Below are 25,845 nucleotides of genomic sequence, written 5' to 3' on the forward strand. Positions count from 1 at the left end.
GGCGATTGCATGCGATCTTGCAGTCGAGCGCAGGACAAAGCGGAGCGCCGCAGACAGTGCTTCAGCACGGCAAGGCGCTCCAACGCCGTCATGTGTTCGAATGCAAGACCGCATCAGCCTTGCCGAGGCACGATGATCACCGGCACCCGCGACGCGCGAACGATCTTCGCGGCGTTCGAGCCCAGGAACACGCGCTGCAGCGCACCGAGCCGGCTGGAGCCGAGCAGCATCAGGTCGCCCTCGCGCCATTCGACGGCCGCGAGCGCCGCTTCCCAGTCCGGTCCGACGCCGATCGCCGTCTCGACCGGATAGCCCGTCACCGCGATCTGCGCACGCACCGCGTCCAGGGCCGCTTCCGCTTGCGCCGTCCATCGCTCGAGGATCGCAAGCTCAGGCTCTGGCCCGAAGCGCGACGGAAACGCCAGCCGATCACGCACCGCGAAGCTGGCCAGGCGCAACGGCACCTGCAGCGTGCCGGCCAGCCCCAGCGCGTGCAGCACCGTGCTGCTCGCGCCTTCGGTGCCGGAGAAGCCGACCGTCACGCGCGTCGGCGCCGCGGTCGAGGCATAGCCCTGCGGCGCCACCGCCACCGGCCGCGACGACACGTGCAGCACTTCATCCGAGACGCCGCCCAGCAACAGCCGCCCGACCGCATTGCCGCGCGCCGAGCCCAGCACGATGAGGTCCGCATGCTCGCGCTCGGCCGCCTGCGTCAGGCCCACCGTCACCGACTTGGCGGCGATGCGCTCGTAGCGCACGTTCGGCGCCTCGCCGAGGATGGCGCGGGCACTGTCGAGCAATGCCGTCGCGTGCTCGTCGAGGAAGCGGTTGTAGTCCTGGTCCACGCCCAGGGAAGAAGGCCCCCAGGTCTCCGGCGTCACGACGCACACCACCAGCGTGGTGTCGCCGCGCGCGGCGATCGACCGGGCCAGCGCCAGTGCGTCCTGGCCGCCCGCATCCTTGGTGTAGCCGACGATGACGGTCTTCATGCTTGTCCCTTTCTTTGAGCCGCGCGGGCCAGGTTCGAATTGCGGATGCCATAGCCGAAGTACGCCACCAGCGCCACCGCGATCCAGCTGAAGAACACCACGTAGGTCGCATGCGACAGGTCCTTCAGGATGTAGCAGCAGGCCGCGATGCTCAGGCCCGGGATCAGGTAGGGGCCGAATGGCAGGCGGAAGCCCTGCACCGTCGATGCCGCCTTGAGCCGCGCCCGCACCACCGGCACGCTCGCCGACACCGCCATGAACGCGACCAGCGTGCCCATGCTGACCATGTCCCAGAGGTAGCTGGAGTCGACCGTGCCGGCCACGATCGCCACGCCGATGCAGACGTAGACGATGTTGTTGACCGGCGCCAGCGTGCGCGGGTTGACCTGCTGGAAGGTCTTGGGGATCAGGCCGTCACGGGCGATCGCGAACAGGATCCGCGTCTGGCCGTAGATCGCGACCAGCGTCACGCTGAACACCGAGATGACGGCGCCGGCGGACAGCACCACCGACGGCCAGCTCTGGCCCGTGACCTTCTGCAGGATCACGGCGAGGCCGGCTTCCTGGTGGGCGAAATCCGCGGCCGGTTGCGCACCCAAAGCGGCCATCGCCACCACCACGTAGCCGGCCATCACGATGATCAGCGCCAGCACGATGCCCAGCGGCACGTTGCGCTTGGGGTTGCGCACTTCGGCGCCGGCGGTCGAGATCGCATCCAGCCCGATGAAGGAGAAGAACACCGTGCCCGCCGCGGCCGTCACGCCCTTCATGCCCGCCTCGTTGTAGAAGGGTGTGAAGTTGTCGGCCTTGAAGGCGGTGAAGGCGATGACCGAGAAGAAGATCAGCACGGCCAGCTTGAGCATCACCATGATGGCGTTGGCGGTGGCCGACTCCTTGGCGCCGCGCATCAGCAGCAGGCCGCAGAGCGCGACCAGGATCACCGGGGGCAGGTTGAACTGCCCGGCATGGATCTCCAGCCCGTTCGCGCCCGACACCAGCATCGGGCTGCGCAAGGCCTCCGGTATCGGCACGCCGATGAGGTTGACCAGGAAGTTGTTGAGATAGCCCGACCAGCCGATCGCCGTGGCGCTCGCCGACAGCGCGTACTCCAGCATCAGGCAGGCGGCGACGATGAAGGCGGCGAACTCGCCCAACCCGACGTAGGCATAGGAATACGACGAGCCCGATGCCGGGATCGACGCAGCCAGTTCGGCATAGCAGAGCGCCGTCAGCCCCGCCGTGAAGCCGGCCAGCAGGAAAGCCAGCAGCACCGCCGGCCCGGCCTTGGGCACGGCCTCGGCCATGACGAAGAAGATGCCGGTGCCGATGGTGGCACCCACCCCCAGCATCGTCAGTGAAAACAGCCCGAAGGATGGCGCGAGGCTGGCGCCGCCATGCGCACCCGGTTCGCCCACGTCCCCCTCGAGCCCCTTGGTGCGCAGCAATGTCTGGATCATTCCCATGATGTCTTTGTCTCTCGTTCTGATGTTGTCATTTGCAATGCGAAGGGCCCCTCGTCGAGGGGCCCTGTTCCTAGAAAGAGTGGCGCATCCCGGCCTGCACGCCGGAGGCGCTGGAGCCCGGCGCCACCGGCACCCCCAGGTCGAAGGTTCCACGCGCATTGTTGTGCACGTAGACCACCGCCCCGTATAGCGCGGTGCGCAGCGACAGGTTGTATTCGTACCCCAGCGCATAGGCCGTCGCCCCCAGCGACTCCATGCCGGCGCGCTTGATGCGGCTGGTCACCACCTGCGCCTTGATCGCCTGCACGCCGATCGTGTAGCGCAGGCCCAGCGCGCCGGCGTCGTTGGTGTGGCGCACACCGTCGATCGTGGTGCGCTCGCGGCTCAACTGGCCGAAGAACTGCAGGTCGTTCCAGGTGTAGGTGCCGCCGAGATGAACGTTCTCCAGGTTGTCCTGCGACGCAAGGATGCTCTTGCCGTAGGCCAGCGCCACGTTCAGGCCCGCGCCTTCCCAGCCCAGCCGTGCACCGCGGTGGCCGCCGTCGCGGCCGCGAAAGCCGGGCAGCGGTTCGTTGTTGTTTTCGCCGATGGCGTACATGCCGTAGCCCCAGAAGCCACCCAAGTCGGGCGGCAGCACGTAGACCACGGCATTGGAGGCACGCACGTCGGTGCGCACGCCCCGGCCGGCCACGAGGCCGATCGCCAGCGCCTGCGTGAGCAGGCTCGAATCGGCGTTGCCGGAATTGCCGAAGACGTCGAAGTCGGTGTGGTTGTCGGCCACCGGCGTGTAGTCGCGGCCGGCACGGACCTCGCCGAAGCGGCCGATCAGGCCGACGGTCGAGCGGCGGTTGAAGCTGATGAAATCGCCCGGGGTCTCGACGACGTTGTTGATGCTGTTCGGCCGGCCGCGTCCGGTGTCGGCATTGATGCCGGCCTCCAGGTGGAAGCTGGCGGCGAGCCCGCCACCCAGGTCTTCCTGGCCCTTGAAGCCGAACCGGCTGCCGTTGAGCGCGCCGGATTCGAGTCGGGTCAGGTGGCCGTCGCCACGCAGGTGCTGCACCGCCAGGTCAACCACGCCGAACACGGTCACCGAGGATTGCGCGGCTGCGGGCATGGCAGCGCAGAGGGCCGCCGCGGCGCCCAATGCCAAGCTCGGCGCCCTCATCTTGAAAGCCCCGCGCTCGCGCGGATCTCCATGGCCGGTGAATGGGGCGCTGGCTGCCGAGCGGGCACGCGCAAAGATTCATGTCGCACGGGGCGACACGTCGTGTGTTGCATTGAGTCTCCTCCCTAGTCGGCCTCTGTCGGGCCTGCGAAATTCTAGGGAGGGGACTCTCGCCGTTCCCGCCTTTGCGGACGGTGTGACTGCCCCTCGTCGCCGTTGCGAGGGCTTGGGACTTCCGATTCGGAAGTCGTGCCGATGGCAGGCCGGGGCACAGCCCAGCCCTGGCGACCTCATCCCTGGCGGGGCACGACAAGTACCGGCACGGGTGATGCCCGCACGATCTTCGTCGCGTTCGAACCGATGAACACGCGCTGCAACACACCCAGCCGGCTCGAACCCAGCAACAGCAGGTCGCCTTCCTGCCAACCCGCCGAAGCGAGCGCTTCGTCCCAATTCCCGCCGACGCCGATGGCGGTTTCCACCGGGTAGCCCGTCACCGCGATCTGGTTTTTCACCGCATCGAGCGCGGCCTGTGTTTGCGCCGTCTGCCGGTCCAGCATCGACTGCTCCACGTCCGGGCCTACCCTCGCCGCGTAGCCAAGGCGCTCACGCACCTCGAAGCTGGCCAGGCGAAGCGGCAGGCCCAGCGCGCCGGCCAGGCCCAGCGCATGCAGCACCGTGCCGTGCGCCGCCTCGCTGCCAGAGAAGCCGACCGTCACGCGCGTCAACGCGGACGCACCCGCAAAACCTGGCGGCGCGATGGCCACCGGCCGCGACGCGGAGTGCAGCAGTTCGTCCGTCGCGCTGCCCAGGAAGACGCGCCCGATGGAGCCGGCGCCCGAGTAGCCCAGCACGATCAGGTCCGCGCGTTCGCGCTCGGCCGCCTGGGTCAGGCCCACGCTGGCCGACGAGGCGCCAACATGCGCGTAGCGAACGTTCGGCGTGTCGCCCATCAGCGCGCGCGCCTCGTCGAGCGAACCCTTCGCATGGTCCTCCAGGAAGCGGCTGTACTGCGCGTCGGCGCCCAGCGACGTGGGACCCCAGGACTCCGGCGTCACCACGCAGACCACCAGCGCCACGTTGCCGCGCCCGGCGATGGTGCGCGCGAGCGCAAGGGCTTCGCGCCCGCCCGCATCTTGTGTGAATCCGACAATGCAAGTCTTCATTTCGAGGCTCCCTGTGACAGTTTGGAATGGCGCATGCCGTACCCGAAGTACGCCACCAGTGCGAGCGCCATCCAGGCAAAGAAGATGATGAAGGTGGCCGCCGACAGGTCCTTGATGATGTACAGGCAAGCCGCCAGGCTCACGCCCGGGATCACGTAGGGACCGAAGGGCAGGCGGAAGCCGGTCGGGCGGATGCCCTTGGCCTTGAGGCGTGCGCGGTGCACTGGCACGCTGATGGACACCGCCATGAACGCGACCAGCGTGCCCATGCTGACCATGTCCCACAGGTAGGCCGAGTGGACCGTGCCGGCGATGACCATCACCACGCCGCAGACCAGGCCGATGTTGTTGACCGGCGCGTGGGTGCGCGGATTCACCTGGCGGAACTTGCCGGGGATGAGCCCGTCAAGGCTGACCGCGAACAGCATGCGCGTCTGCGCGTAGATGGCGACCAGCGTCACGCTGAACACGGAGATCACCGCGCCGGCAGCGAGCACGATCGCGGGCCATGCCTGGCCGGTCACGTTCTTCAGGATCACGGCCAGCCCGGCGTCCTGGTGCAGGAACTTGTCGGCGGACTGGGCGCCCAGCGCCGCCGTGGCAACCAGCGCATAACCCCCGCACACCACGAGCAGCGCCAGCACGATGCCCAGCGGGATGTTGCGCTTGGGATTGCGCACCTCCGCGCCAGCCGTGGCAATCGCATCCAGCCCGATGAAGGAGAAGAACACGGTGCCCGCCGCCGCGGCCACGCCCTTCATGCCGGACTCGTTGTAGAAGGGCGTGAAGTGGGTGTCGTTGAAAGCAGTGAAGGCGATGGCCGCGAAGAAGACCAGCACCGACAGCTTGATGACCACCATGATCGAGTTCACGGTGGTCGACTCCTTGGCGCCGCGCATCAGCAGCAGGCCGCACATCAGCACCAGGATCACCGGCGGCAGGTTGAAGCGCCCGCCTCGGATTTCCAGGCCATTCGGGCCTGAGAAGAAGATGGGACTTCGCAGGGCCTCCGGAATCTGCAGCCCCGTCGTGTTCATCAGGAAGTTGTTGAGGTACCCCGACCATCCGATGGACGTGGCGCTGGCCGCCAACCCGTACTCCAGCACCACGCAAGCCGCCACGATGAAGGCCGGGAACTCACCCAGCGCTGTGTAGGCGAACGAGTAGGACGAGCCTTCCGCCGGAATGGACGCGGAAAGCTCCGCATAGCAAAGCGCCGTCATCCCGGCGGTGAAGCCCGCCAGCAGGAAGGCCAGCAGCACCGCCGGCCCGGCCTTGGGCACCGCCTCGGCCATCACGAAGAAGATCCCCGTGCCGATGGTGGCGCCCACGCCGAGCATCGTCAGCGAGAACAAGCCGAACGACGGCGCAAGGCCGCCATGCCCGCCGCCGCCCGCATCGGCGCTAACTGGCTTTGTTTGAAACAATCGATCCGTCAATCCCATGCTGTCTCCCCTTCGTTGTAGTAGTGAAATGAAAGCGGTCGATGTGCCGGGCGGCTGAGCTTGCAGCCGCGCGAGGTGTGCCTGCAGAGGGCGTCGAGTCGGGCCCGGCAATGCAGCGGGCCCGTCAAGGCCGGGCCGCTGCGCTGGATGTCGTGGTTTTGGGCGGGCGACGCGATGGCGTGCCGGTCGCGCATGCGCCGGAAGAGCGAAGCGCCGGCGCCGATCGAAGGTGCCCCCGCGCGGGTGCTGGACGGCGCGACCAAGGCGGCGCGCCGGATGCGTCATGTCGTACTTCGCGACATGTTGTGCTTTGCATGAAGTCTCCCCAAGGGCCTCGAGCCGGTGTCGCGTGCCGTTTCTCCCTGATTCGGCCTTCTTGGCGCGACACCGTTGCCTGGACCGCCGCGGATTCTACGGACGGACGAGGCGGCTGTCCCCCAAAAGTGGCGCACTCGTACTTTTGGGGGTGGCGGGTGTGCTGTCCCACCCATAGCGCGCTCGATGAAATCGATGTCTTTTCGTGTCGGGGCAAAGCGCAACCACAGCGATGCCAGCAGGTATTGCGAGGATCTGCAACGCCGCCTGGCGCGAAAAGGCCGGCGCGGCAAGCCCGGAGCCCGTGTTCCGAATCGAAGCGTCAGGCCTGCACGACCGGAAAGCCGGTGAATTCCTTGACCGTCTGCAGTTCCGTGTTGGTCACGATCCGGTCGATGCCGAGGCCGACTTCTTCCAGCCACGCATTGGTCAGGTTGCGGTAGTGCGTGAGGTCGCGGCAGCCTAGGCGCAGCAGGTAGTCGTAGCGGCCGCTGACCAGCCAGCAACCCACCACCTCGCGGCAGGCGCCGATATGCCGCTCGAAGCGCTGCACCGTGGCCTGGCGCTGGTCCTTGAGCGTGACTTCGGCGAACACCGCGACGTGCTCCCCCAGCGCAGCCCGGTTGATCTGCGCGCGGTAGCCCTCGATGACGCCTTCCGCCTCCAGCCGGCGCACCCGGTTCAGCGTGGCCCGGGCCGACAGGTGAACCGCCTCCGACAGCGCCTGCATGCTCTGCCGGCCGTCGGCCTGGAGCAGTTCGATCAGGAGCCGGTCGACGCGGTCGAAGGACGCCATCAAAGTTGCTTCACGGCCCCGAGCTGCCGCACGATCTGCTGCGCGATGTCGTTCTGCATGTCGCGGTAGAGCAGGATCTGCTCGGTCTCCTTGGCGAGCGCAACGGTTTCGTTGTACGTGATGTCGCGCTGCTGCCGGATCTCGCCGGCGCTGATGAGTTCCTTGCCGGCCGGCGTGCGCAGGCGAAAGCGCACCGTCAGGCGCAGCGTCATTTCGCGCACCTGGCCGGCGGCGGTGGTGGAGAGCACGAGCGAGTCGCGCGGTTCGGCGAGGATGTCGAAGATCACGTCGGCGGTCTGCGCGTCGGCCTCGGGCACGACGACGACATTGCCCGCGGCCTGCAGGTTGCGCCGCAGGCGGATGGCCACCCAGGAAGTGCCCATGACCGCGATGGTCTTGAACGCGAAGTTGGGCGCCTTGCGCAATTCGAAGCCGCAGCCGGCAAGCGCCAGCGTGGCGCCCGTCAGCAAGCCCCGGCGCGATATTCCGGGCGCGCCGCGGAACCGGCTTTGCGGGCTCGCTGGGATCGACCCCTCAAAGGACGCAGGTTGCGCGACACGAAGCGCGCGGAGGCGGGAGGCGAGCTTCATACGACGACGTTGACCAACCTGCCTGGCACCACGATCACGCGCTTGACCGCTGCACCGGGCGCGAACTTGACGAAGTCGTCGCTGGCCACGGCCAGCTTCTCGATGTCCAGCTTCGAGGCCGCCGAAGGCACGCGCACCGCGCCGCGCAGCTTGCCGTTGACTTGCAGCATGAGTTCGATCTCGTCCTGCTCCAGCGCGCCGGCGTCGACCTTCGGCCAGGCCGTGTCGAGCAGATCGCCATGGCCGTCCTCGTAGTTCAGTTCCTTCCAGAGTTGCTGCGCGATGTGCGGCGTGGCCGGGTAGAGGCAACGCAGCAGGATGCAGAAGCCCTCGCGCACGGCCGCCGTGTCGCCCACGTTGCCGGGCTGTGGCTTGAAGCCTTCCAGCGCGTTGAGCAGCTTCATCGCGCCCGACACCACCGTGTTGTATTGCATGCGCTGGTAGTCGTAGTCGATCTGGCGCAGCACGGTGTGCACCTCGCGGCGCAGCTTCTTCGCCTCGGCGCTGTAGCTCGACGCGACCTTCGCGCCCATGACTTCGGAGGCCATGTCCTTCAGGCTCGCGCCGTAGTTCCAGACGCGGCGCAGGAAGCGGTAGCTGCCTTCGACGGCGGCATCGTTCCATTCGAGCGTGGCCTCGGGCGGCGCGGTGAACATGGTGTAGAGGCGTGCGGTGTCGGCGCCGTACTTCTCGATCAGGTCCTGCGGGTCGACGCCGTTGCGTTCGGTCTTGCCCATCTTGCCGACGCCGCCGTATTCGACGGTGGTTCCGTCGGCCAGCTTGCCGCCCGTGATGCGGCCCTGCTCGTCGAGCACCGGGGTGACGTCGGCTGGCGGGAAGTATTCCTTGCCGCCCTTGTCACCGCGGCGGTAGTAGATGTGGTTGAGCACCATGCCCTGCGTGAGCAGCTTGCTGAAGGGCTCGTCGACCGTGACCAGCTTCAGGTCGCGCATGACCTTGGTCCAAAAGCGCGCGTAGAGCAAGTGCAGGATCGCGTGCTCGATGCCGCCGATGTACTGGTCCATCGCCATCCAGTACTTCGCGCCGCCGTCGACCATGGCGTTGTCGCTCCTGGGGTCGCAGTAGCGCATGAAGTACCAGGACGAGTCGACGAAGGTGTCCATGGTGTCGGTCTCGCGCCGCGCGGGCTTGCCGCAGACGGGGCAGACCACGCCGGCATGGAAGCCTTCGTGCTTGTTCAGCGGGTTGCCGGAGCCGTCGGGCACGCAGTCGGTGGGCAGCACCACCGGCAAGTCCTTCTCGGGCACGGGCAAGGCACCGTGTTCCTCGCAATGGATGATCGGGATCGGCGTGCCCCAGTAGCGCTGGCGGCTCACGCCCCAGTCGCGCAGGCGCCAAGTGGTCTGCTTGTCGCCCAGGCCCTTGAGTTGCAGCGCGTGTGCGACGGCGTTGACCGCCTCTTCGTGGCGCATGCCGCTGAAGACGTCCGAGTTGATGGTGACGCCATTGGTCTTCTCGCCGTACCAGTCCTGCCACTTCTTGTAGTTGAAGTGCGGTGCGTCGTCGTCGATGATGACCTGCAGGATCTCGAGGTGGTACTTGTTGGCGAAGGCGAAGTCGCGTTCGTCGTGCGCGGGCACGCCCATCACGGCGCCGTCGCCATAGCTGATGAGCACGTAGTTGCCGACCCACACCGGGATCGGCTCGTCCGTGATCGGATGCTGGACGAACAGGCCGGTGGCGACGCCCTTCTTTTCCTGCGTCGCGAGTTCGGCCTCGGTGGTACCGCCGCTCTTGCATTCCTCGATGAAGGTGGCGACCTTGGGGTTGGTCGTTGCCGCGTGCAGGGCCAGCGGATGCTCGGGTGCGACGGCGCAGAAGGTCACGCCCATGATGGTGTCGGCACGCGTGGTGAACACGTACATGCGACCGTCCTGGATCAGCTTGCCGCTGGCATCCTTGATGGTGTGCGGGAAGGCGAAGCGCACGCCGCTGGACTTGCCGATCCAGTTCTCCTGCATCAGCTTGACGCGCTCGGGCCAGCCCGGGAGCTTGTTCTGCGTGTGCTCCAGCAGTTCCTCGGCGTAGTCGCTGATCTTGAGGTAGTAGCCGGGGATCTCGCGGCGCTCGACGGTGGCGCCGGTGCGCCAGCCCTTGCCGTCGATGACCTGCTCGTTGGCCAGCACGGTCTGGTCGACCGGGTCCCAGTTGACGACCTGGGTCTTGCGGTAGGCGATGCCTTTTTCCAGCATCTTCAGGAACAGCCACTGGTTCCACTTGTAGTAGGCCGGGTCGCAGGTGGCGATCTCGCGGCTCCAGTCGATCGCCAGGCCCATCGCCTGGAGCTGCTGTTTCATGGACGCGATGTTCTCGTAGGTCCACTTGGCGGGCGGCACGCCGTTCTTCAGCGCGGCGTTCTCGGCAGGCAGGCCGAAGGCGTCCCAGCCCATCGGCATCAGCACGTTGTAGCCGCTCATGCGCAGGTAGCGCGTGAGCATGTCGTTGATGGTGTAGTTGCGCACGTGCCCCATGTGCAGCCGGCCGCTGGGGTACGGCAGCATGGAGCAGGCGTAGTACTTCTTCTTGTTGGTGTCTTCGGTGACGCGGTAGGCGTCCTTGTCGCGCCATTCGGCCTGGGCGGCGGACTCGACTTCGCTGGGGGTGTAGCTGGGGTTCATGGCATTCGCTGGGGCCCGGCGCCAGGCGGCCGGGGAAGGCGGATTATCGCGGCTGGAGGACGCCAGGGCGGAGCCTCGGGGCATTTGAGGGCCAGCGCAAACCCCAGCGAGGGGTTGACACGCTGTTCCGGCCCTTGGGGACGCGAGATAAGTGCCGCTACTGTTCGACCTCGAATCGCACGATCCGCGCTGTGTTGGCGCCCGAGGTTGCACTGCGGCTGTCCAGGCTGATGGCCAGGCCCAGGTCTTCCAGAAACACGCGCTCCTCGGTGTCGGCGCCGTAGTCGCCGGACCGGCACGACAGCCCGATGGCGCGACCGGGGATCGAGGCAAGGATGGCGCTCGCCACGTACGCTTCCTTGACGTTGCAGGTGGTCGTGGTCTTTCGGCGCGCATCGCCTGGGCGCGCGGGCACGTCGGCCTGGTCGGTCGAGACCAGGATCGCCTCGCCCGGCACCAGGCGGGCCGGCAAGGCCATCGCCAGCCCGCTCACGAGTTGCACGCGGCCGTCGGACAGGCCGTTCATCCGCGTCTTGAGCGGGACCACGCCCGCCAGCCCGAGCCGCTGCACGTTGAACGACGGATCGTAGGTTTCCCGGGTGCGCAACAAGCCGTCCTGCAGCGCTTCCACCTCGACGGTGTAGGTGGTTTCCTTGTCGTGCTTCGAGGATTTGGCGACCACCGTGTAGCGCAGCCTCTTGAACTTCGGCGTCCAGAGCCCCTTGCCGGCGCGTTCGGCGTCGAGAGAGGCGCGCACGTCGGGCGGCACCTTCACCTCGTCGAACAGCGCGCGTGTCAGTTGCACGGGATAGTCGGCGGGCGCGATATCGGGTCGCACTTCCTGCAGCAGTTCGGCATTGACGCCGCCCTGCAAGCGACAGCTCACGCGGGTCAGGTTGGCGCGCTTTCCGTCCCGTTCGATCAGCAAGGCCCGCTCGGTCCTGGAGAAGCCGGGTGGCGTGAGCGCCGGCGTGTCCACCGGCAGCCATCGAAAGCCCAGCACCTTGATCTCGGTGCGCGCATAGCCGCCCGTATCCAAAGGGCGCAAACGGCCGCCCTGGTAGGCCAGCGGGCCGAGCCTGTTGTAGACCGCATCGACGTCGCCCTCGACCATGAAACCCCAGCGGTAGGACAGCCCCGCGCTGCCGAGGTCCGCGGCTTCGTCGAAATACGAGAGCGCCTTCATGCCGCCGATGTCCACCGGCGCGCGGAAGGCCACCTCGTTCAGCCCGGCTGGCTTGCGGTGGGGCGACTTCGGCCAGCTTCGATCGCCGCGGGTCTCGAGTGGCACATCGGCGCTCCAGGCGGCGGCGTCGCGGTTCAGCGTGCGAAAGAAGCCCGCATCGCAGACGCTGAAGTCGGTGAAGCCGTCCTCGATCGCATCGGCGTGGGCAACAGGGCCCAGTGCAAGGCAAGCGAGTGCGACGCCGGGCGCGGCACCCGCACGTGTCACCGCCTTGATTGCATACACGATCACGTCCACTCCCTGTCTGCCACTCGTTTTCGAAGCTCGCAATTCTGCGGGATCGCGCTGCACCCCCGTGGAATGAATTCACGACTGCGCGGACGGATGCAAGGGTCCGTGCCATCATGCTGTGCCCTTCTCCCGACCGCGGATCATTTCTGCCGAGAGCCTGCCCATGCCAATGCTGCCCGAGCCCGAGATCCACGCGCTGATGCGCGCCGAACATGGCGATCCCTTCGCCGTCCTGGGGCCGCACGAGACGGACGAGGGGCTGGCGGTGCGCGTGCTATTGCCAGATGCGCAAGCGGTGGCCGTGATGCATTCGAGTTCCGGCTGGCCGCTGGCCACGCTGGAGCGGGTGCCCGGCAGCGACCTGTTCACCGGGCTCGTCCCGGCCGACCCCGCGCGCGACAGCTACAGCCTGCGGGTGACCTGGACCGATCACACCTCCGTCATCGAGGACCCTTACCGCTTCGGCCAGGTGCTCGGCGAAATGGACGTGTGGCTGCTGGCCGAGGGCACGCACCTGCGGCCCTACGAGAAGCTGGGCGCGCACATCCGCGAGATGGACGGCGTCAAGGGCGTGGCCTTCACCGTGTGGGCGCCCAATGCGCGGCGCGTGTCGGTGGTCGGCAACTTCAACAACTGGGACGGTCGCCGTCACATGATGCGGCTGCGCAGCGAATGCGGCGTGTGGGAGATCTTCGCGCCGGGGCTGGCGCCGGGCGATGTCTACGAATACGAGATCCTGTCGTCCAGGGGCGATCTGCTGCGCAAGGCCGATCCCTTCGGCTTCTCCGCGCAGCTGCGCCCCGACACCGCCAGCGTGGTGCAGCCGCTGCCCGGCGTGGCCGAGGTGCCGCCGCAGCGCGCCACCGCCAATGACCGGCGTTCGCCGATCAGCATCTACGAGGTGCACCTCGGTTCCTGGCGCCGCAAGAACAACGGCGTCGACTGGCTCGACTACCGCGAGCTCGCCGACTCGCTGGTGCCCTATGCGCGCGACATGGGTTTCACGCACATCGAGCTGCTGCCGGTGACCGAGCATCCCTTCGATGGCTCCTGGGGCTACCAGCCGATCGGTCTCTACGCGCCGACCTCGCGCTTCGGCACGCCGGGCGACTTCCGCTATTTCGTCGAGACCGCGCATGCGGCGGGCCTCGGCGTGATCCTCGACTGGGTGCCCGCGCATTTCCCGACCGATGCACACGGCCTCGGCCAGTTCGACGGCACCGCGCTGTACGAATACGCCGACCCGCGCGAAGGCTTCCACAACGACTGGCAGACGCTGATCTTCAACTACGCGCGCATCGAGGTGCGCAATTACCTGGTCGGCAATGCGCTGTACTGGCTGGAGCGCTACGGCGTGGACGGCCTGCGCGTGGATGCCGTCGCCTCGATGCTGTACCGCGACTACAGCCGCGAGCAGGGACAGTGGGTGCCCAACGCCTATGGCGGCCGCGAGAACCTGGAGGCCATCGCCTTCCTGCGTCGCATGAACCACGTGGTCGGCGTGGAGCGCCCCGGCACGATGACGGTAGCCGAGGAGTCGACCAGCTTCCCCGGCGTGACGCGCCCGCCCGAGGACGGCGGCCTGGGCTTTCACTACAAGTGGAACATGGGCTGGATGAACGACACGCTGTCGTATGCCGGCATCGACCCGGTGCACCGCAAGCACCACCATCGCAAGGTCACCTTCGGCCTGATGTACGCACACAGCGAGAACTTCGTGCTGCCCTTCTCGCACGACGAGGTGGTGCACGGCAAGGGCTCGATGATCGGCCGCATGCCCGGCGACGAATGGCAGAAGTTCGCCGGACTGCGCAATCTGTATGGCTACCTGTGGGCCTACCCGGGCAAGAAGCTGCTGTTCATGGGCTGCGAGTTCGCGCAATACGCCGAGTGGAATGCCGACAAGAGCCTGGATTGGCACCTGTTGCAGGACAACGCGCCGAACCAGGGCGTGCATCGTCTGGTGCGCGACCTCAACAACGTCTACCGCCACTTCCCGGCGCTGCACGAACTGGACTGCGATGGCGCCGGCTTCGACTGGATCGTGCACGACGACGTGGACCAGTCGATCTTCGCGTTCATCCGCAAGGCCAGCGACGGGGCATTCGTGATCGCGGTGTGCAACTTCACACCGGTGGTTCGGCATGGGTATCGGTTGGGTGTGCCGGAGGCGGGGTCTTATCGTGAGGTCATCAATACCGACAACGGGGTGTATGGGGGGAGTGGGGTCGGCAACGGGGTTCTGGCTTCCGAGGCTGTCGGGCACCACGGGCGGGCACAGTCTTTGGTGATGAGCTTGCCGCCGTTGGCTACCGTGATGTGGGTGATGGAGTGAGCTTGTTGTTGGCGGGCGCGGCGCGTCGGCGGTGGGCGGTATGCCCTGGGCCAGCCGACGTCACCGGCCCTTCGGGCTGCCCTGCGCTGCTCGCGACAGGCGGGGTCCCCGCGAACTCGCTTCGCTCAAACAGCGCGCGGCCCTTTTTCCGCCTGCCGCTGCGCTGCTCGGCGGTGCCTCAACGGCCGACCCAGGGCATACCGCCCACCGCCGCGGGCAGGCCAGTTATCGACCCCACTCGCGCCCCTCCCCGCGTTCTGCTCTCTTTCCCCGTCTTCCTCCCTCTCCCTCTGGGAGAGGGCCGGGGTGAGGGCACGCCATCCCCAGTGGACGATGCTTTCGATCACCCCAAGCCCGGCATGCGGTGCGGGACGGCCGATCCCTTCTGCGGTGCTGAAGCGCGCAGCGTTTGGCGGATCAGGGCCACATGCTGTCTGAGCGAAGCGAGTTCATGTGGACCCCGCCAAACGCGAGCACTGGAAGGGAGCCCCGAAGGGGCCGCTGCAGTAGGGTCGGACGGCCCGCACCGCATGCCGGGCGCTCCCTCCGAAGAGAGCAAGCAACCATGACCCTCCGCATAGGCTGGCCCACCCCCCTAGGCGCAACCCCAGCCACAGACGGCGTCAACTTCGCCCTCGTCGCACCGAACGCCACAAAGGTCGAACTCTGCCTCTTCGACCCCACCGGCCAGCACGAACAACAGCGCCTGCCCCTCCCCGCCCGCACCGACGACGTCTGGCACGGCCGCCTTCCCAGCGCACAGCCCGGCCTCGTCTACGGCTACCGCGTGCACGGTCCCTGGGCGCCGCAAGACGGCCATCGCTACAACCCCGCCAAGGTGGTGCTCGACCCCTACGCCCGCGAAATCGTCGGCACCTACGACGGCAGCGACATCTTCTGGGGCCATGACCCCGCCAACCCCAACCAGCCGGACCCACGCGACAACGGCTCCGTCGCACTCAAGGCCCGCGTCGCATCCCCCCTCGCAACGGTCACGCTCTCACGCCCCCGCGTCGACGCCAGCCAGCGCGTCATCTACGAACTGCACGTACGCGGCCAGACCAAGCAGCACCCCGACGTCCCTGCCGACCTGCAAGGCACCTACGCCGGCCTCGCCGAACCGGCCGTGCTCGACCACCTCCAGCGCTTGGGCATCACCACGCTCAGCCTCATGCCCGTCCAGCACCGCGCCGACGAACAGCGCCTGCTGAACATGGGCCTCAGCAACTATTGGGGCTACAGCACCATCGGCTGGTTCGCGCCCGAAGCGCGCTACTGGAGCGGCCGCGCCGGCACCACGCCCGCGAGCGAGTTCCGCGCGATGGCCGATGCGATCCACGCGCGCGGCATGGAACTGGTCATCGACGTCGTCTACAACCACAGCGCCGAGACCGACGAACTCGGGCCGACGCTGCAGATGCGCGGCATCGACAACGCGCTCTATTACCACCTGCGCCGCGACAACTGCGCCCTCTACGAAAACTGGACCGGCTGCGGCAACTGCCTGGACTTCAGCCAGCCGCGCGTCGTGCAACTCTGCATGGACAGCCTGCGCCACTGGGTGACCCAGCTCGGCGTCGACGGCTTCCGCTTCGACCTGGCCACCGTGCTGGCACGCGGCGCCAACGGCGAGTTCGATCCCCGCGCCCCCTTCCTCGCCGCGGCAAGGCAAGACCCCGTGCTGGCCGATGCGCTCTGGATCGCCGAACCCTGGGACATCGGCATGGGCGGCTACCGTGTCGGCGAATTCCCCTCCGGCTGGCTCGAATGGAATGACCGCTACCGCGACACGCTGCGCAGCTTCTGGCTGCGAGGCGATGTCTCCCGCGGCGAGTTCGCCCAACGCTTCACCGCATCCAGCGACAAGTTCAACCACGACGGCCGCGCCCCCACCGCCAGCGTCAACTTCGTCGTCGCACATGACGGCTTCACGCTGCGCGACCTGGTCAGCTACAACGAGCGGCACAACGAAGCCAATGGCGAGCAGGGCCGCGACGGCAGCAGCCAGAACCACAGCAACAACTGCGGCGTCGAAGGCGAGACCAGCGACCCCGCGATCCTCGCCACCCGAGGCCGCCTGCAACGCGCGCTGCTCGCCTCGCTGATGCTCTCGCAAGGCACGCCCATGATGCTGGCCGGCAGCGAGCTCGCCCAGACACAGCAGGGCAACAACAACGCCTATTGCCAGGACGGCCCGCTGACCTGGCTCGACTGGCAGCAAGACGACGGCGGCCTCACCGACTTCGTGACACGCGTGCTGGCGCTGCGCCGAGAAGCCGAGCCGCTTCGCCATGCCGACTGGTGGCCCGGCGCTCCGGCCGATGGCGGCGCGGCCCTGCGCTGGCGCACCCCTGAAGGCCGCGAGCTGACACCCCAGGACTGGCAACGCCCCGACGCACTCGCATTGGCCATCCTGTTCGAATCGCCGGAGCCCAATCCGCAATGGCTGGTCGTGGTCAACGCCAGCGCGCAAGCCGTCGACTTCACCCTTCCCCCAGGCCACTGGACCCTGCAACTCGCCAGCGACAACCCGCAAGACACGCCACGTCCACTCGCCGCAGGCGCCAACCTGCCGCCTTCGAGCATCTGGATCGCAAGAACGTAGCAGCCAATTGGCACGGCCGGTGCTACGCTGGCCGCACCTCCAACGCCCATCCAACGCGCCAACAACAACCGGGAGACAACCCATGGACTCAACGACTCAACCGACCCCGCCAGCCCATCAACTGGTTCGCCGCACCATCGCGCTGGTGCTGGCCGGCGGGCGCGGATCCCGCTTGAAGCAACTGACCGACCGGCGCGCCAAGCCGGCGGTCTACTTCGGCGGCAAGTTCCGCATCATCGACTTCGCACTCTCCAACTGCCTCAACTCCGGCATCCGGCGCATGGCGGTGGTCACGCAGTACAAGTCGCATTCGCTGATGCGCCACCTGCAGCGCGGCTGGAGCTTCCTGCGTGCCGAACTCAACGAGATGGTCGACGTGCTGCCCGCGCAGCAGCGCGTGGGCGACGAGCACTGGTACCGCGGCACCGCCGACGCGGTGTTCCAGAACCTCGACATCATCCAGACCCGGTCCACGCCGCATGACTACGTGGTGGTGCTGGCCGGCGACCACATCTACAAGATGGACTACTCGATCATGCTGGCCGACCACGTGCAGAGCGGCCTGGGCTGCACGGTCGGCTGCATCGAGGTGCCGCGCATGGAGGCGGTCGCCTTCGGCGTGATGCACATCACCGACGACCGCAAGGTCACCGCCTTCCTCGAAAAGCCGGCCGACCCGCCCGCCATGCCCGGCAAGCCCGACATCGCGCTGGCCAGCATGGGCATCTACATCTTCGATTCCGAGTACCTCTACAAGCTGCTGGAGGACGACAGCAACAACCCCACCTCGGACCACGACTTCGGCAAGGACATCATCCCGCGCGCCGTCGCCGAGGGCCGCGCGCAGGCCCATCCCTTCGGCATGTCCTGCGTCACCCGCGCCACCCGCGGCGGCGACAGCCCGGCCTACTGGCGCGACGTCGGCACCATCGACGCCTTCTGGGCCGCCAACCTCGACCTCGCCTCGATCACACCGGAACTCGACATCTACGACACCAACTGGCCGATCTGGACCTACCAGCGCCAGTTGCCGCCGGCCAAGTTCGTGTTCGGCGCCGACGGCAAGCCGGGCATCACCTACAACACCATCGTCTCCGGCGGCTGCATCGTCTCGGGCTCGGCGGTGAGCGATTCGGTGCTGTTCTCGGGTGTGCGCGTGCATTCCTTCTGCACCATCACGCAAGCCGTGCTGCTGCCCGATGTCGAGGTCGGCCGCCACTGCCGCCTCAACAAGGTTGTGATCGACCGCGGCTGCGTGCTGCCGGACAACACTGTCATCGGCGAGGACGCCGCAGCCGATTCGGCCCGCTTCGAGCGCACCGAAACGGGCGTGACCCTCGTGACGCGCGAGATGCTCGCGCGGCTGACGTAAGCGCGTTGCCGATGCGAATCCTCCAGGTCAGCGCAGAGATATTCCCCCTCCTCAAGACCGGCGGACTGGCCGACATCGCCGGTGCCCTGCCGCTGGCGCTGGCCGCTGCCGGCCAGGAGGTGCGCGTGCTGCTGCCGGGCTTCCCGGCGATCCTGGCCGGCGTGAAGGGCCTCGAGCCCGTCGCCGACTTCCAGGCCCCGTGGGGTGAACCTGCGCGCCTGCTCAAAGGCCACATCGCCACCGCCGGCGCGCCCGACGTGCCCACCTACGTCATCGAGGCTCCGGGCCTCTACAACCGCCCCGGCAACCCCTACGAAGACGCCAACCGACAGCCCTACGCGGACAACCACCGCCGCTTTGCGCTGCTCGGCTGGGCCGCCGCACGCATCGCGCAAGGGCTCGACCCGGAATGGGCACCCGAACTGGTGCATGCCCACGATTGGCACGCGGCGCTGGCGCCCGCTTATCTCGCATTCGCCGACTGGACCGGCCAGCCGCGCGTGCCAAGCCTCTACACGATCCACAACCTGGCCTACCAGGGCGTGTTCCCGCCCTGGACCTTCACCGAACTCGGCCTGCCGCACACCGCTTTCCAGCTCAACGGTCTCGAATACCACGGCCAGGTCTCGTTCATGAAGGCCGGCCTCTTCTACGCCGACCGCCTCAGCACGGTCAGCCCGACCTACGCCGGCGAGATCCAGACGCCTGAACAGGGTTTCGGCCTCGACGGCCTGCTGCGCAGCCGCAGCTACACCTTGCACGGCATCCTCAATGCAGTCGACGATGCCGTCTGGAACCCCGCGGCCGACCCCTTGCTTGCAGCGCCCTACGACGTGCGCCGCCCCGGCGGCAAGACCGCCTGCAAGGCCGCCCTGCAACAGAAGCTCGGCCTGGCCGTCGCGCCCGACGCGCCGCTGTTCGTCATCGTCAGCCGCCTCACCGAACAGAAGGGCCTGCCCCTGCTGCTCGAAGGCCTCGATGCCCTGCTGGCCCAGGGCGGCCAGTTCGCCCTGCTCGGCAGCGGCGATGGCTGGCTCGAGGACGCCTTCCGCCGCCGCGCCGCCGACGCGCCCGATTCGGTCAGCGTCACCATCGGCTACGACGAGCCACTCGCGCACCAGTTGTTCGGCGGCAGCGACGTGACCTTGGTCCCCTCGCTGTTCGAGCCCTGCGGCCTGACCCAGATGTACGGCCTGCGCTACGGCAGCCTCCCCTTGGTGCATCGCGTCGGCGGACTGGCCGACACCGTGGTCGACACCACGCTGGAAGACATGGCCGCCGGGATCTCCACCGGCTTCACCTTCGACGACTTCAGCGGCGAGGGCTACCAGCGCGCCATGCGTCGGGCCTTTGCCCTGTATGCCCGTCCAGCGGATTGGCGCCGCGTCCGCGCCACCGCCATGCGCCGCCCCGCCGACTGGGGCACGGCCGCCGCCAAGTACATCGAAGTCTACAAATGGGCGCTCGGCTGAAATAAAAGCCGACCCGGCCCCGCTCTTGCTTTGGATAAAAGACGACTCTAGGGAACCCCGCATGACGATCGAAGAATTTGCCTACGACCACCCCGACCGCGACGTGGCCGCTTTCAAGCGCGCCGTGGCCAACAAGCTGATCTACACCGTCGGCAAGGACCCGGTCGCGGCCAGCCAGGACGACTGGCTGCATGCCACCGCCGCGGCCGTGCGCGACCAGCTCGTCGAGCGCTGGATGGCGACCACCCGCGCCAACTACAAGCAGGACCTGAAGCGCGTCTACTACCTCTCGATGGAATTCCTCATCGGGCGCACCTTCACCAACGCGCTGCTGGCGCTGGAGCTGCATGCCACGGTGAAACAGGCGCTGGCCGACTTCGGCGTCGACATCGAGGCCATCACCGAGCGCGAGCCCGATGCGGCGCTCGGCAACGGCGGCCTCGGCCGGCTCGCCGCCTGTTTCCTCGATTCCATGGCCACGCTCGGCGTGCCCGGCATGGGCTACGGCATCCGCTACGAATACGGCATGTTCCGCCAGCGCATCGTCGATGGCCAGCAGGTCGAGACGCCCGACTACTGGCTCACGCGGGGCAACCCGTGGGAATTCCAGCGGCCTGAAGTGAACTACCGCGTGCGCTTCGGCGGCCATGTGCAGAAGCGCGTCGGCCACGACGAGCCCTATGGCGCCGCCCACTGGGTCGACACGCACGACGTGCTGGCCGTGGCCTACGACACCATCATCCCCGGCTACGGCACGCAGGCCACCAACACGCTGCGCCTGTGGTCGGCGCGGGCCACGGAAGAGATCGACCTCTCCGCCTTCAACCGCGGCAACTACATGGCCGCGGTGGAGAGCAAGAACCACTCCGAGAACGTCTCGCGCGTGCTCTACCCGGACGACTCCACGCCCTCCGGCCGCGAGCTGCGCCTGCACCAGGAGTATTTCTTCTGCAGCGCCAGCGTGCAGGACCTGGTGCGCCGCTACCTGCGCACCCACACCAACTTCGACAAGCTCGGCGAAAAGGTCAGCATCCACCTGAACGACACGCACCCGGTGCTGGCCGTGCCGGAGCTGATGCGCCTGCTGCTCGACGAGCACAACCTGCCCTGGGACGCGGCCTGGGAGCAGGTGCAGAAGGTCTTCAGCTACACCAACCACACGCTGATGCACGAGGCGCTGGAGACCTGGCCGGTCGAGATGATGGGCCGCATCCTGCCGCGTCACCTGCAGATCATCTATGACCTGAACGCACGCTTTCTCGGCACCATCGCGCAGAAATACGGCACCGACCCGGAACTGATGCGCCGCCTGTCGCTGGTCGACGAATCGGGCGAGCGCCGCGTGCGCATGGCCTATGTCGCGGTGCTGGCCAGCCATTCGATCAACGGCGTGTCGGGCCTGCATTCGGAGCTGATGAAGCAGTCGATCTTTGCCGACTTCAACCGGGTCTTTCCGGAGCGCTTCAACAACAAGACCAACGGTGTCACCCCGCGCCGCTGGCTGGCCCAGGCCAACCCGCCGCTGGCCAGCCTGCTCGACGCCCGCATCGGACGCGGCTGGCGGCGCGACCTGAACCAGTTGCAGGCGCTCAAGCCCATGGCCGCGCAGGCGCCCTTCGTGCGCGCCTTCCGCCATGCCAAGCGCGAGAACAAGCTGCGCTTGGCCAACTACATTGAGCAGCACATGGGCATCGTCGTCGACACCGACGCCATGTTCGACGTGCAGGTCAAGCGCATGCACGAATACAAGCGCCAGTTGCTCAACGTGCTGCACGTCATCACGCGCTACCACCGTATCCTCGACGAGCCCGATGCGCCCCACGTGCCGCGCCTGGTGGTGTTCGCCGGCAAGGCCGCGTCGGCCTACGCGATGGCCAAGCAGGTGATCCGCCTCATCAACGACGTAGGCGCAGTGATCAACAACGACGAGCGCATCGGCAAGCTGCTGAAGGTGGTGTTCCTGCCCAACTACAGCGTGAGCCTGGCCGAATGCATCATCCCGGCCGCCGACCTGAGCGAGCAGATTTCCACCGCCGGCACGGAAGCCTCGGGCACCGGCAACATGAAGTTCGCGCTCAACGGCGCGCTGACCATCGGCACGCTCGACGGCGCCAACGTGGAGATGCAGCAGAACGTCGGCGCCGAGAACATCTTCATCTTCGGCCACACCACGCCCGAGGTCGCCGACATCCGCGCCAAGGGCTACCAGCCGCGCAGCTACTACGAGAACGACATCGAACTCAAGCGCGTGCTCGACGCCATCCGCGACGGCGCGTTCTCGCACGGGGAAACGGCGCGCTACCAGCAGGTCTTCGACACCCTGGTGAACTGGGGCGACAACTACCTGCTGCTGGCCGACTACGCGAGCTACATCGAGATGCAGGAAAAGGTCGACGCCCTGTACCGCGACAGCGATGCCTGGACTCGCATGGCCATCCTCAACGTGGCCGGGATGGGCGCGTTCTCGTCCGACCGCACCATCGCCGAGTATTCGTACGAGATCTGGAAGACGAAGCCGGTGCAGCTGGCGGATTGAGGCTGAAGAAATCGGACTTGGCCGTACGCGAAGGACGCAAAGGTTCCGCGAAGGACGCGAAAAAGACAGAAGACCATGAAGGAAGTTCTTTGGTTTTCTTTCGCGTCATTCGCGTAGCCTTCGCGCCCTCTGCGTAGGGCTGTCCGCATTCGACAGCCTTGGCACCTCGATCGTGCTCAACGCTTCGTCATCATCGCGTTGGCCCGCGATCAGCGCGCAGGCGCTTCCGTCACGAACCCGATGCGACTCAACCCAGCCTGGTTCGCAATCCCCATGAGCTGGACCACCTTGCCGTAAGGCACGGTCGTGTCCGCGCGCAGTTGCACCTCGGTGTCGCGATTTTCGAGCGCCGCCTGCTTCAGCCGCGCCGCCAGTTGCGCATCGTCCATGGGCACGTCGTTGAGATAAACCACCCCCTTGGCATCCACCACCAGGCTCACGAAGCGCGGCTCGTCATTGGGCTTTCCGGCATCGGTCTGCGGCAAGTCGAGCCGGATCGAACTGGCCAGCAGCGGCGCCGTGATGATGAAGATCACCAGCAACACCAGCATCACATCCACCAGCGGCGTCACGTTGATGTCCGACAGCGGTCGCTGCCCGCCTGCGCCCGTGGCGCGACCGCCGCTTCCGCTGCTGCTGCCGAGGGCGGTGCGACCGAAGGCCATGCTCAGGCCGACGCCGGGCCGCTCCCAAGGCGGCCTGCAGCCCCCGCTGTCGGCAACGAGCTCGCGGGAAATCTGTTCGTGGGCACCCGCGGAACCGGCTTTGCCGGGCCGCTGGGTGCGCCCCCTTGAGGGGGAGGGGCCGCAGGCGCTTCGGGGGTGGGCTTCATGCTAGATCAACATGGTTCCGGCAGCCGGCAACCCCGCCTCGGGCCGCTCGCCGAACACCGCCAGGAGGTCATGCGCAAAGCCTTCCAGCTCCGCCTCGATGCGCCCGATCACGCGGCCGAACCAGTTGTAGGCCAGCACGGCCGGGATCGCCACGGCCAGGCCCGCGGCCGTCATGATCAGCGCCTCGCCGACCGGCCCGGCCACCTTGTCGATGGTGAAGGCGCCCGATTGCGAGATGCCCGTCAGCGCGTGGTAGATGCCCCAGACCGTCCCCAGCAAGCCGACGAAAGGCGCGGTCGCCCCGACGGTCGCCAGCAGGATCTGCCCCGCCGACACGCGGCGCATCGTCCCGTGCAATGCCACCCGCAGCACCCGCGTCAGGTGCGCGTCGCGCCCGCCAGTCGCGCCCAGGCTGCCCTTCGCGGCGGGCGCGCTGGCCATGGCCTGCAACGCCAACACCGAAGGCAACACCAGCGTGCTGCGGTCGAAGGACTTGACGTGACTCAAAGCCTCGGCGAGCGTGTGCGCCTGCCAGAAGGCCGCCACGCTGCGCAGCAGGTCGCGCGTGCCGCCGCGCAGGAACCAGGTCTTCCAGAGGATCACGACCCAACTGCCGATGGACATCGCCAGCAGCAGCGCCGCCACGCCGCGGCTGACACCGTCGCCCTGGGTCAGCTGCTCGAGGACGGTCATCCGGTGACAGCGGGCCCGAAGTGCGTCACTTCAGGCCGAGAACGTCGGACATGTCGAACAGCCCGGCCTTCTTGTCGGCCAGGAAGCGGACGGCGCGCAGGCTGCCCTGCACATAGGTCGCGCGGCTGGCCGACTTGTGCGTGATCTCGATGCGCTCGCCGATGCCGGCAAACAACACGGTGTGGTCGCCGACGATGTCGCCGCCGCGGATCGCGGAAAAGCCGATGGTCGACGGATCGCGCTCGCCGGTGATGCCTTCACGGGCGTACACGGCGCAGTCCTTCAGGTCGCGGCCCAGCGCGTCGGCAATCACCTCGCCCATCTTGAGCGCGGTCCCCGAAGGCGCATCGACCTTGTGACGATGGTGCGACTCGATGATCTCGATGTCGTAGCCCGTCGCGAGCGCCTTCGCCGCCATTTCCAGCAGCTTGAAGGTGACGTTGACGCCCACGCTGAAATTGGGCGCCAGCACGATGGCAATGTCCTTCGCGAATTCGGCGATCTCGGCCTTCTGCGCGTCGCTGAAACCGGTGGTGCCAATCACTGCCTGGACGCCGGCTTCGCGGCAGGCCGCGAGATGCGCCAGCGTGCCTTCGGGTCGCGTGAAGTCGATCAGCACTTGCGCGTTGTTCAAGCCTTCGCGCAGCTCGGCCACGATCGGGACGCCGGTGTTGAAACCAAGAAAGGCGCCGGCATCGGTGCCGATGGCCGGACTGGCGGCAATGTCGAGCGCACCGGCAAGCTGGCAGTCGTCGGCGCCGCGAACGCCCTCGATCAGCATGCGCCCCATGCGGCCGGACGCGCCGGCAATGGCAATGCGATGCATCAGCGACCCGTCGATTCGAGTGGAGGATAGCTGGCCGGCAGCGGCGGACGCTTGGCGGCCTCGCCAGCGGGCTTTTCCGGCTCGGCCGGCGCAATCTTCTTGAGCTTGTCTTCGGGAACCTCAAGCTCAGGCACCTTGCCGCTCTTGCGCCGGGTGTCGAGCGTGGCGACGAACTCTTCCTCGCTGGGCATGTCGTCGCCTTCGAAGCGCTGCAGCAGTTCACCGTTGAAGAACAGCGTCAGGCGACGCTGCTGCGGCTCGACGCCCTGGCGCCGGATCGTGAAGACGTAATCCCAGCGGTTGGAATGGAACACGTCCGTGAGCAGCGAGGTGCCGAGGATGTCGCGCACCTGCTGGCGGGACATGCCCGGGCGGAGCGCGCCGACCTGTTCCTTGGACACGAAATTGCCCTGCACCACTTCGACCTTGTAAGGCGTGACCGCCGTGAGCGCGCCGCGCGTGCTGTCCGCAACGCTGCTGCAAGCGGCCAGGCTCAGGCACGTCAGCACAGCAGCGGCCAGCGCGCCCGATCGGCAAAGGGGGATGACGGGCATGGGGAGAAAGGGTAGCGATATGATCGAACCATTGTAGCGGCTGGCCCCCGGCGGACCCGGTCCGCACGGCCATCACAGAAACCACCATGGCCAACATCGAAGAACTGAAGAACACCGGCCTCAAGGCCACGCTCCCGCGCCTGAAGATCCTGGAGATCTTCCAGTCCGGCGGGCAGCGGCACATGACGGCGGAAGACGTTTTCCGCGTGCTGCTCAACGAGCATTCCGACATCGGCCTGGCCACCGTGTACCGCGTGCTGACGCAGTTCGAGCAGGCCGGCATCCTGGAGCGCAGCCACTTCGAGAGCGGCAAGGCGGTCTACGAGCTGAACGAAGGCAAGCACCACGACCACCTGATCTGCACCGGATGCGGCAAGGTCGAGGAGTTCTACGACCCCGAGATCGAGCGCCGCCAGCAGATGGTCGCCAAGGACAAGGGCTGGATCCTGCAGGACCATGCCATGTCGCTCTACGGCCTCTGCGCCGACTGCACCGCCCGCAGGTAACTGTCGCTCGCCCCCAGGATCCGCGCCCCTGTGGGTCGCTCCTCCAACCCCCTACCGGGGGCAACATC

At 67.3% G+C, this 25,845-nt stretch carries 19 protein-coding genes; 6 read left to right on the forward strand and 13 right to left on the reverse strand.

From position 1 onward, the window contains the following. Positions 1–113 precede the first annotated feature (113 nt). The 9 genes from WKW82_RS34155 to WKW82_RS34195 form a co-directional block, all read right to left on the reverse strand. Complete coding sequence (locus tag WKW82_RS34155) at positions 114–989, reverse strand: universal stress protein (protein ID WP_340347460.1); 876 nt, start codon at positions 987–989, stop codon at positions 114–116. After that, entirely contained in the window at positions 986–2,452 is a 1,467-nt protein-coding gene (locus WKW82_RS34160; protein WP_340347461.1) for an APC family permease, read from the reverse strand. The genes WKW82_RS34155 and WKW82_RS34160 overlap by 4 nt, the downstream gene beginning before the upstream one ends. 70 nt (positions 2,453–2,522) lie before the next feature. After that, the gene (locus WKW82_RS34165) at positions 2,523–3,617 is read right to left on the reverse strand and encodes a porin (protein ID WP_340347462.1); all 1,095 of its coding nucleotides are present in this window, start codon (positions 3,615–3,617) and stop codon (positions 2,523–2,525) included. Between the two features lie 290 nt (positions 3,618–3,907). Then, complete coding sequence (locus tag WKW82_RS34170; RefSeq protein ID WP_340347463.1) at positions 3,908–4,783, reverse strand: universal stress protein; 876 nt, start codon at positions 4,781–4,783, stop codon at positions 3,908–3,910. Further along, on the reverse strand, positions 4,780–6,228 hold the full coding sequence (locus WKW82_RS34175) for an APC family permease (protein WP_340347465.1): 1,449 nt from the start codon (positions 6,226–6,228) through the stop codon (positions 4,780–4,782). The genes WKW82_RS34170 and WKW82_RS34175 overlap by 4 nt, the downstream gene beginning before the upstream one ends. Positions 6,229–6,865: 637 nt before the next feature. After that, on the reverse strand, positions 6,866–7,339 hold the full coding sequence (locus tag WKW82_RS34180; RefSeq protein ID WP_340347467.1) for an Lrp/AsnC family transcriptional regulator: 474 nt from the start codon (positions 7,337–7,339) through the stop codon (positions 6,866–6,868). Next, positions 7,339–7,809, reverse strand: a complete 471-nt coding sequence (locus WKW82_RS34185; protein ID WP_340347468.1) for an LPS-assembly lipoprotein LptE — start codon at positions 7,807–7,809, stop codon at positions 7,339–7,341. Before WKW82_RS34185 ends, WKW82_RS34180 begins: the two co-directional genes overlap by 1 nt. Before the next feature lie 116 nt (positions 7,810–7,925). Next, a complete protein-coding gene (gene leuS / locus WKW82_RS34190) occupies positions 7,926–10,568 on the reverse strand; it encodes a leucine--tRNA ligase (RefSeq protein ID WP_340347470.1) in 2,643 nt (880 codons plus the stop codon). 157 nt (positions 10,569–10,725) lie between these two features. Further along, entirely contained in the window at positions 10,726–12,045 is a 1,320-nt protein-coding gene (locus WKW82_RS34195; RefSeq protein ID WP_340347471.1) for a hypothetical protein, read from the reverse strand. A 169-nt stretch (positions 12,046–12,214) separates the two neighbouring features. Here WKW82_RS34195 and glgB point away from each other — a divergent pair, with 169 nt between their 5' ends. The 5 genes from glgB to WKW82_RS34220 all read left to right on the forward strand — a co-directional run bounded on the left by glgB (position 12,215) and on the right by WKW82_RS34220 (position 22,365). Continuing rightward, the gene (gene glgB, locus WKW82_RS34200; protein ID WP_340347508.1) at positions 12,215–14,380 is read left to right on the forward strand and encodes a 1,4-alpha-glucan branching protein GlgB; all 2,166 of its coding nucleotides are present in this window, start codon (positions 12,215–12,217) and stop codon (positions 14,378–14,380) included. Positions 14,381–14,945: 565 nt separating this feature from the next. After that, positions 14,946–16,985: a glycogen debranching protein GlgX gene (glgX, locus tag WKW82_RS34205; protein ID WP_340347472.1), complete on the forward strand. Its 2,040-nt coding sequence runs from the start codon at positions 14,946–14,948 to the stop codon at positions 16,983–16,985. An 82-nt stretch (positions 16,986–17,067) separates the two neighbouring features. Beyond that, entirely contained in the window at positions 17,068–18,357 is a 1,290-nt protein-coding gene (gene glgC / locus WKW82_RS34210) for a glucose-1-phosphate adenylyltransferase (RefSeq protein ID WP_340347473.1), read from the forward strand. A gap of 11 nt (positions 18,358–18,368) precedes the next feature. Continuing rightward, entirely contained in the window at positions 18,369–19,829 is a 1,461-nt protein-coding gene (glgA, locus tag WKW82_RS34215; RefSeq protein WP_340347474.1) for a glycogen synthase GlgA, read from the forward strand. A 61-nt stretch (positions 19,830–19,890) separates the two neighbouring features. Then, entirely contained in the window at positions 19,891–22,365 is a 2,475-nt protein-coding gene (locus tag WKW82_RS34220; protein WP_340347476.1) for a glycogen/starch/alpha-glucan phosphorylase, read from the forward strand. A gap of 209 nt (positions 22,366–22,574) precedes the next feature. Here WKW82_RS34220 and WKW82_RS34225 read toward each other — a convergent pair whose 3' ends face one another. The 4 genes from WKW82_RS34225 to WKW82_RS34240 all read right to left on the reverse strand — a co-directional run bounded on the left by WKW82_RS34225 (position 22,575) and on the right by WKW82_RS34240 (position 25,271). Further along, positions 22,575–23,030, reverse strand: a complete 456-nt coding sequence (locus WKW82_RS34225; protein WP_340347478.1) for an ExbD/TolR family protein — start codon at positions 23,028–23,030, stop codon at positions 22,575–22,577. Positions 23,031–23,198: 168 nt separating this feature from the next. Continuing rightward, on the reverse strand, positions 23,199–23,891 hold the full coding sequence (locus WKW82_RS34230; protein WP_340347480.1) for a MotA/TolQ/ExbB proton channel family protein: 693 nt from the start codon (positions 23,889–23,891) through the stop codon (positions 23,199–23,201). Positions 23,892–23,916: 25 nt separating this feature from the next. Beyond that, the gene (dapB, locus tag WKW82_RS34235; protein ID WP_340347481.1) at positions 23,917–24,717 is read right to left on the reverse strand and encodes a 4-hydroxy-tetrahydrodipicolinate reductase; all 801 of its coding nucleotides are present in this window, start codon (positions 24,715–24,717) and stop codon (positions 23,917–23,919) included. Then, a complete protein-coding gene (locus WKW82_RS34240) occupies positions 24,717–25,271 on the reverse strand; it encodes an outer membrane protein assembly factor BamE (RefSeq protein ID WP_340347483.1) in 555 nt (184 codons plus the stop codon). The genes dapB and WKW82_RS34240 overlap by 1 nt, the downstream gene beginning before the upstream one ends. 86 nt (positions 25,272–25,357) lie before the next feature. Here WKW82_RS34240 and fur point away from each other — a divergent pair, with 86 nt between their 5' ends. Then, on the forward strand, positions 25,358–25,777 hold the full coding sequence (gene fur / locus WKW82_RS34245; RefSeq protein ID WP_340337785.1) for a ferric iron uptake transcriptional regulator: 420 nt from the start codon (positions 25,358–25,360) through the stop codon (positions 25,775–25,777). Positions 25,778–25,845: the final 68 nt, after the last annotated feature.

The organism is Variovorax rhizosphaerae (assembly GCF_037889975.1).
Classification (GTDB): domain Bacteria; phylum Pseudomonadota; class Gammaproteobacteria; order Burkholderiales; family Burkholderiaceae_C; genus Variovorax; species Variovorax rhizosphaerae.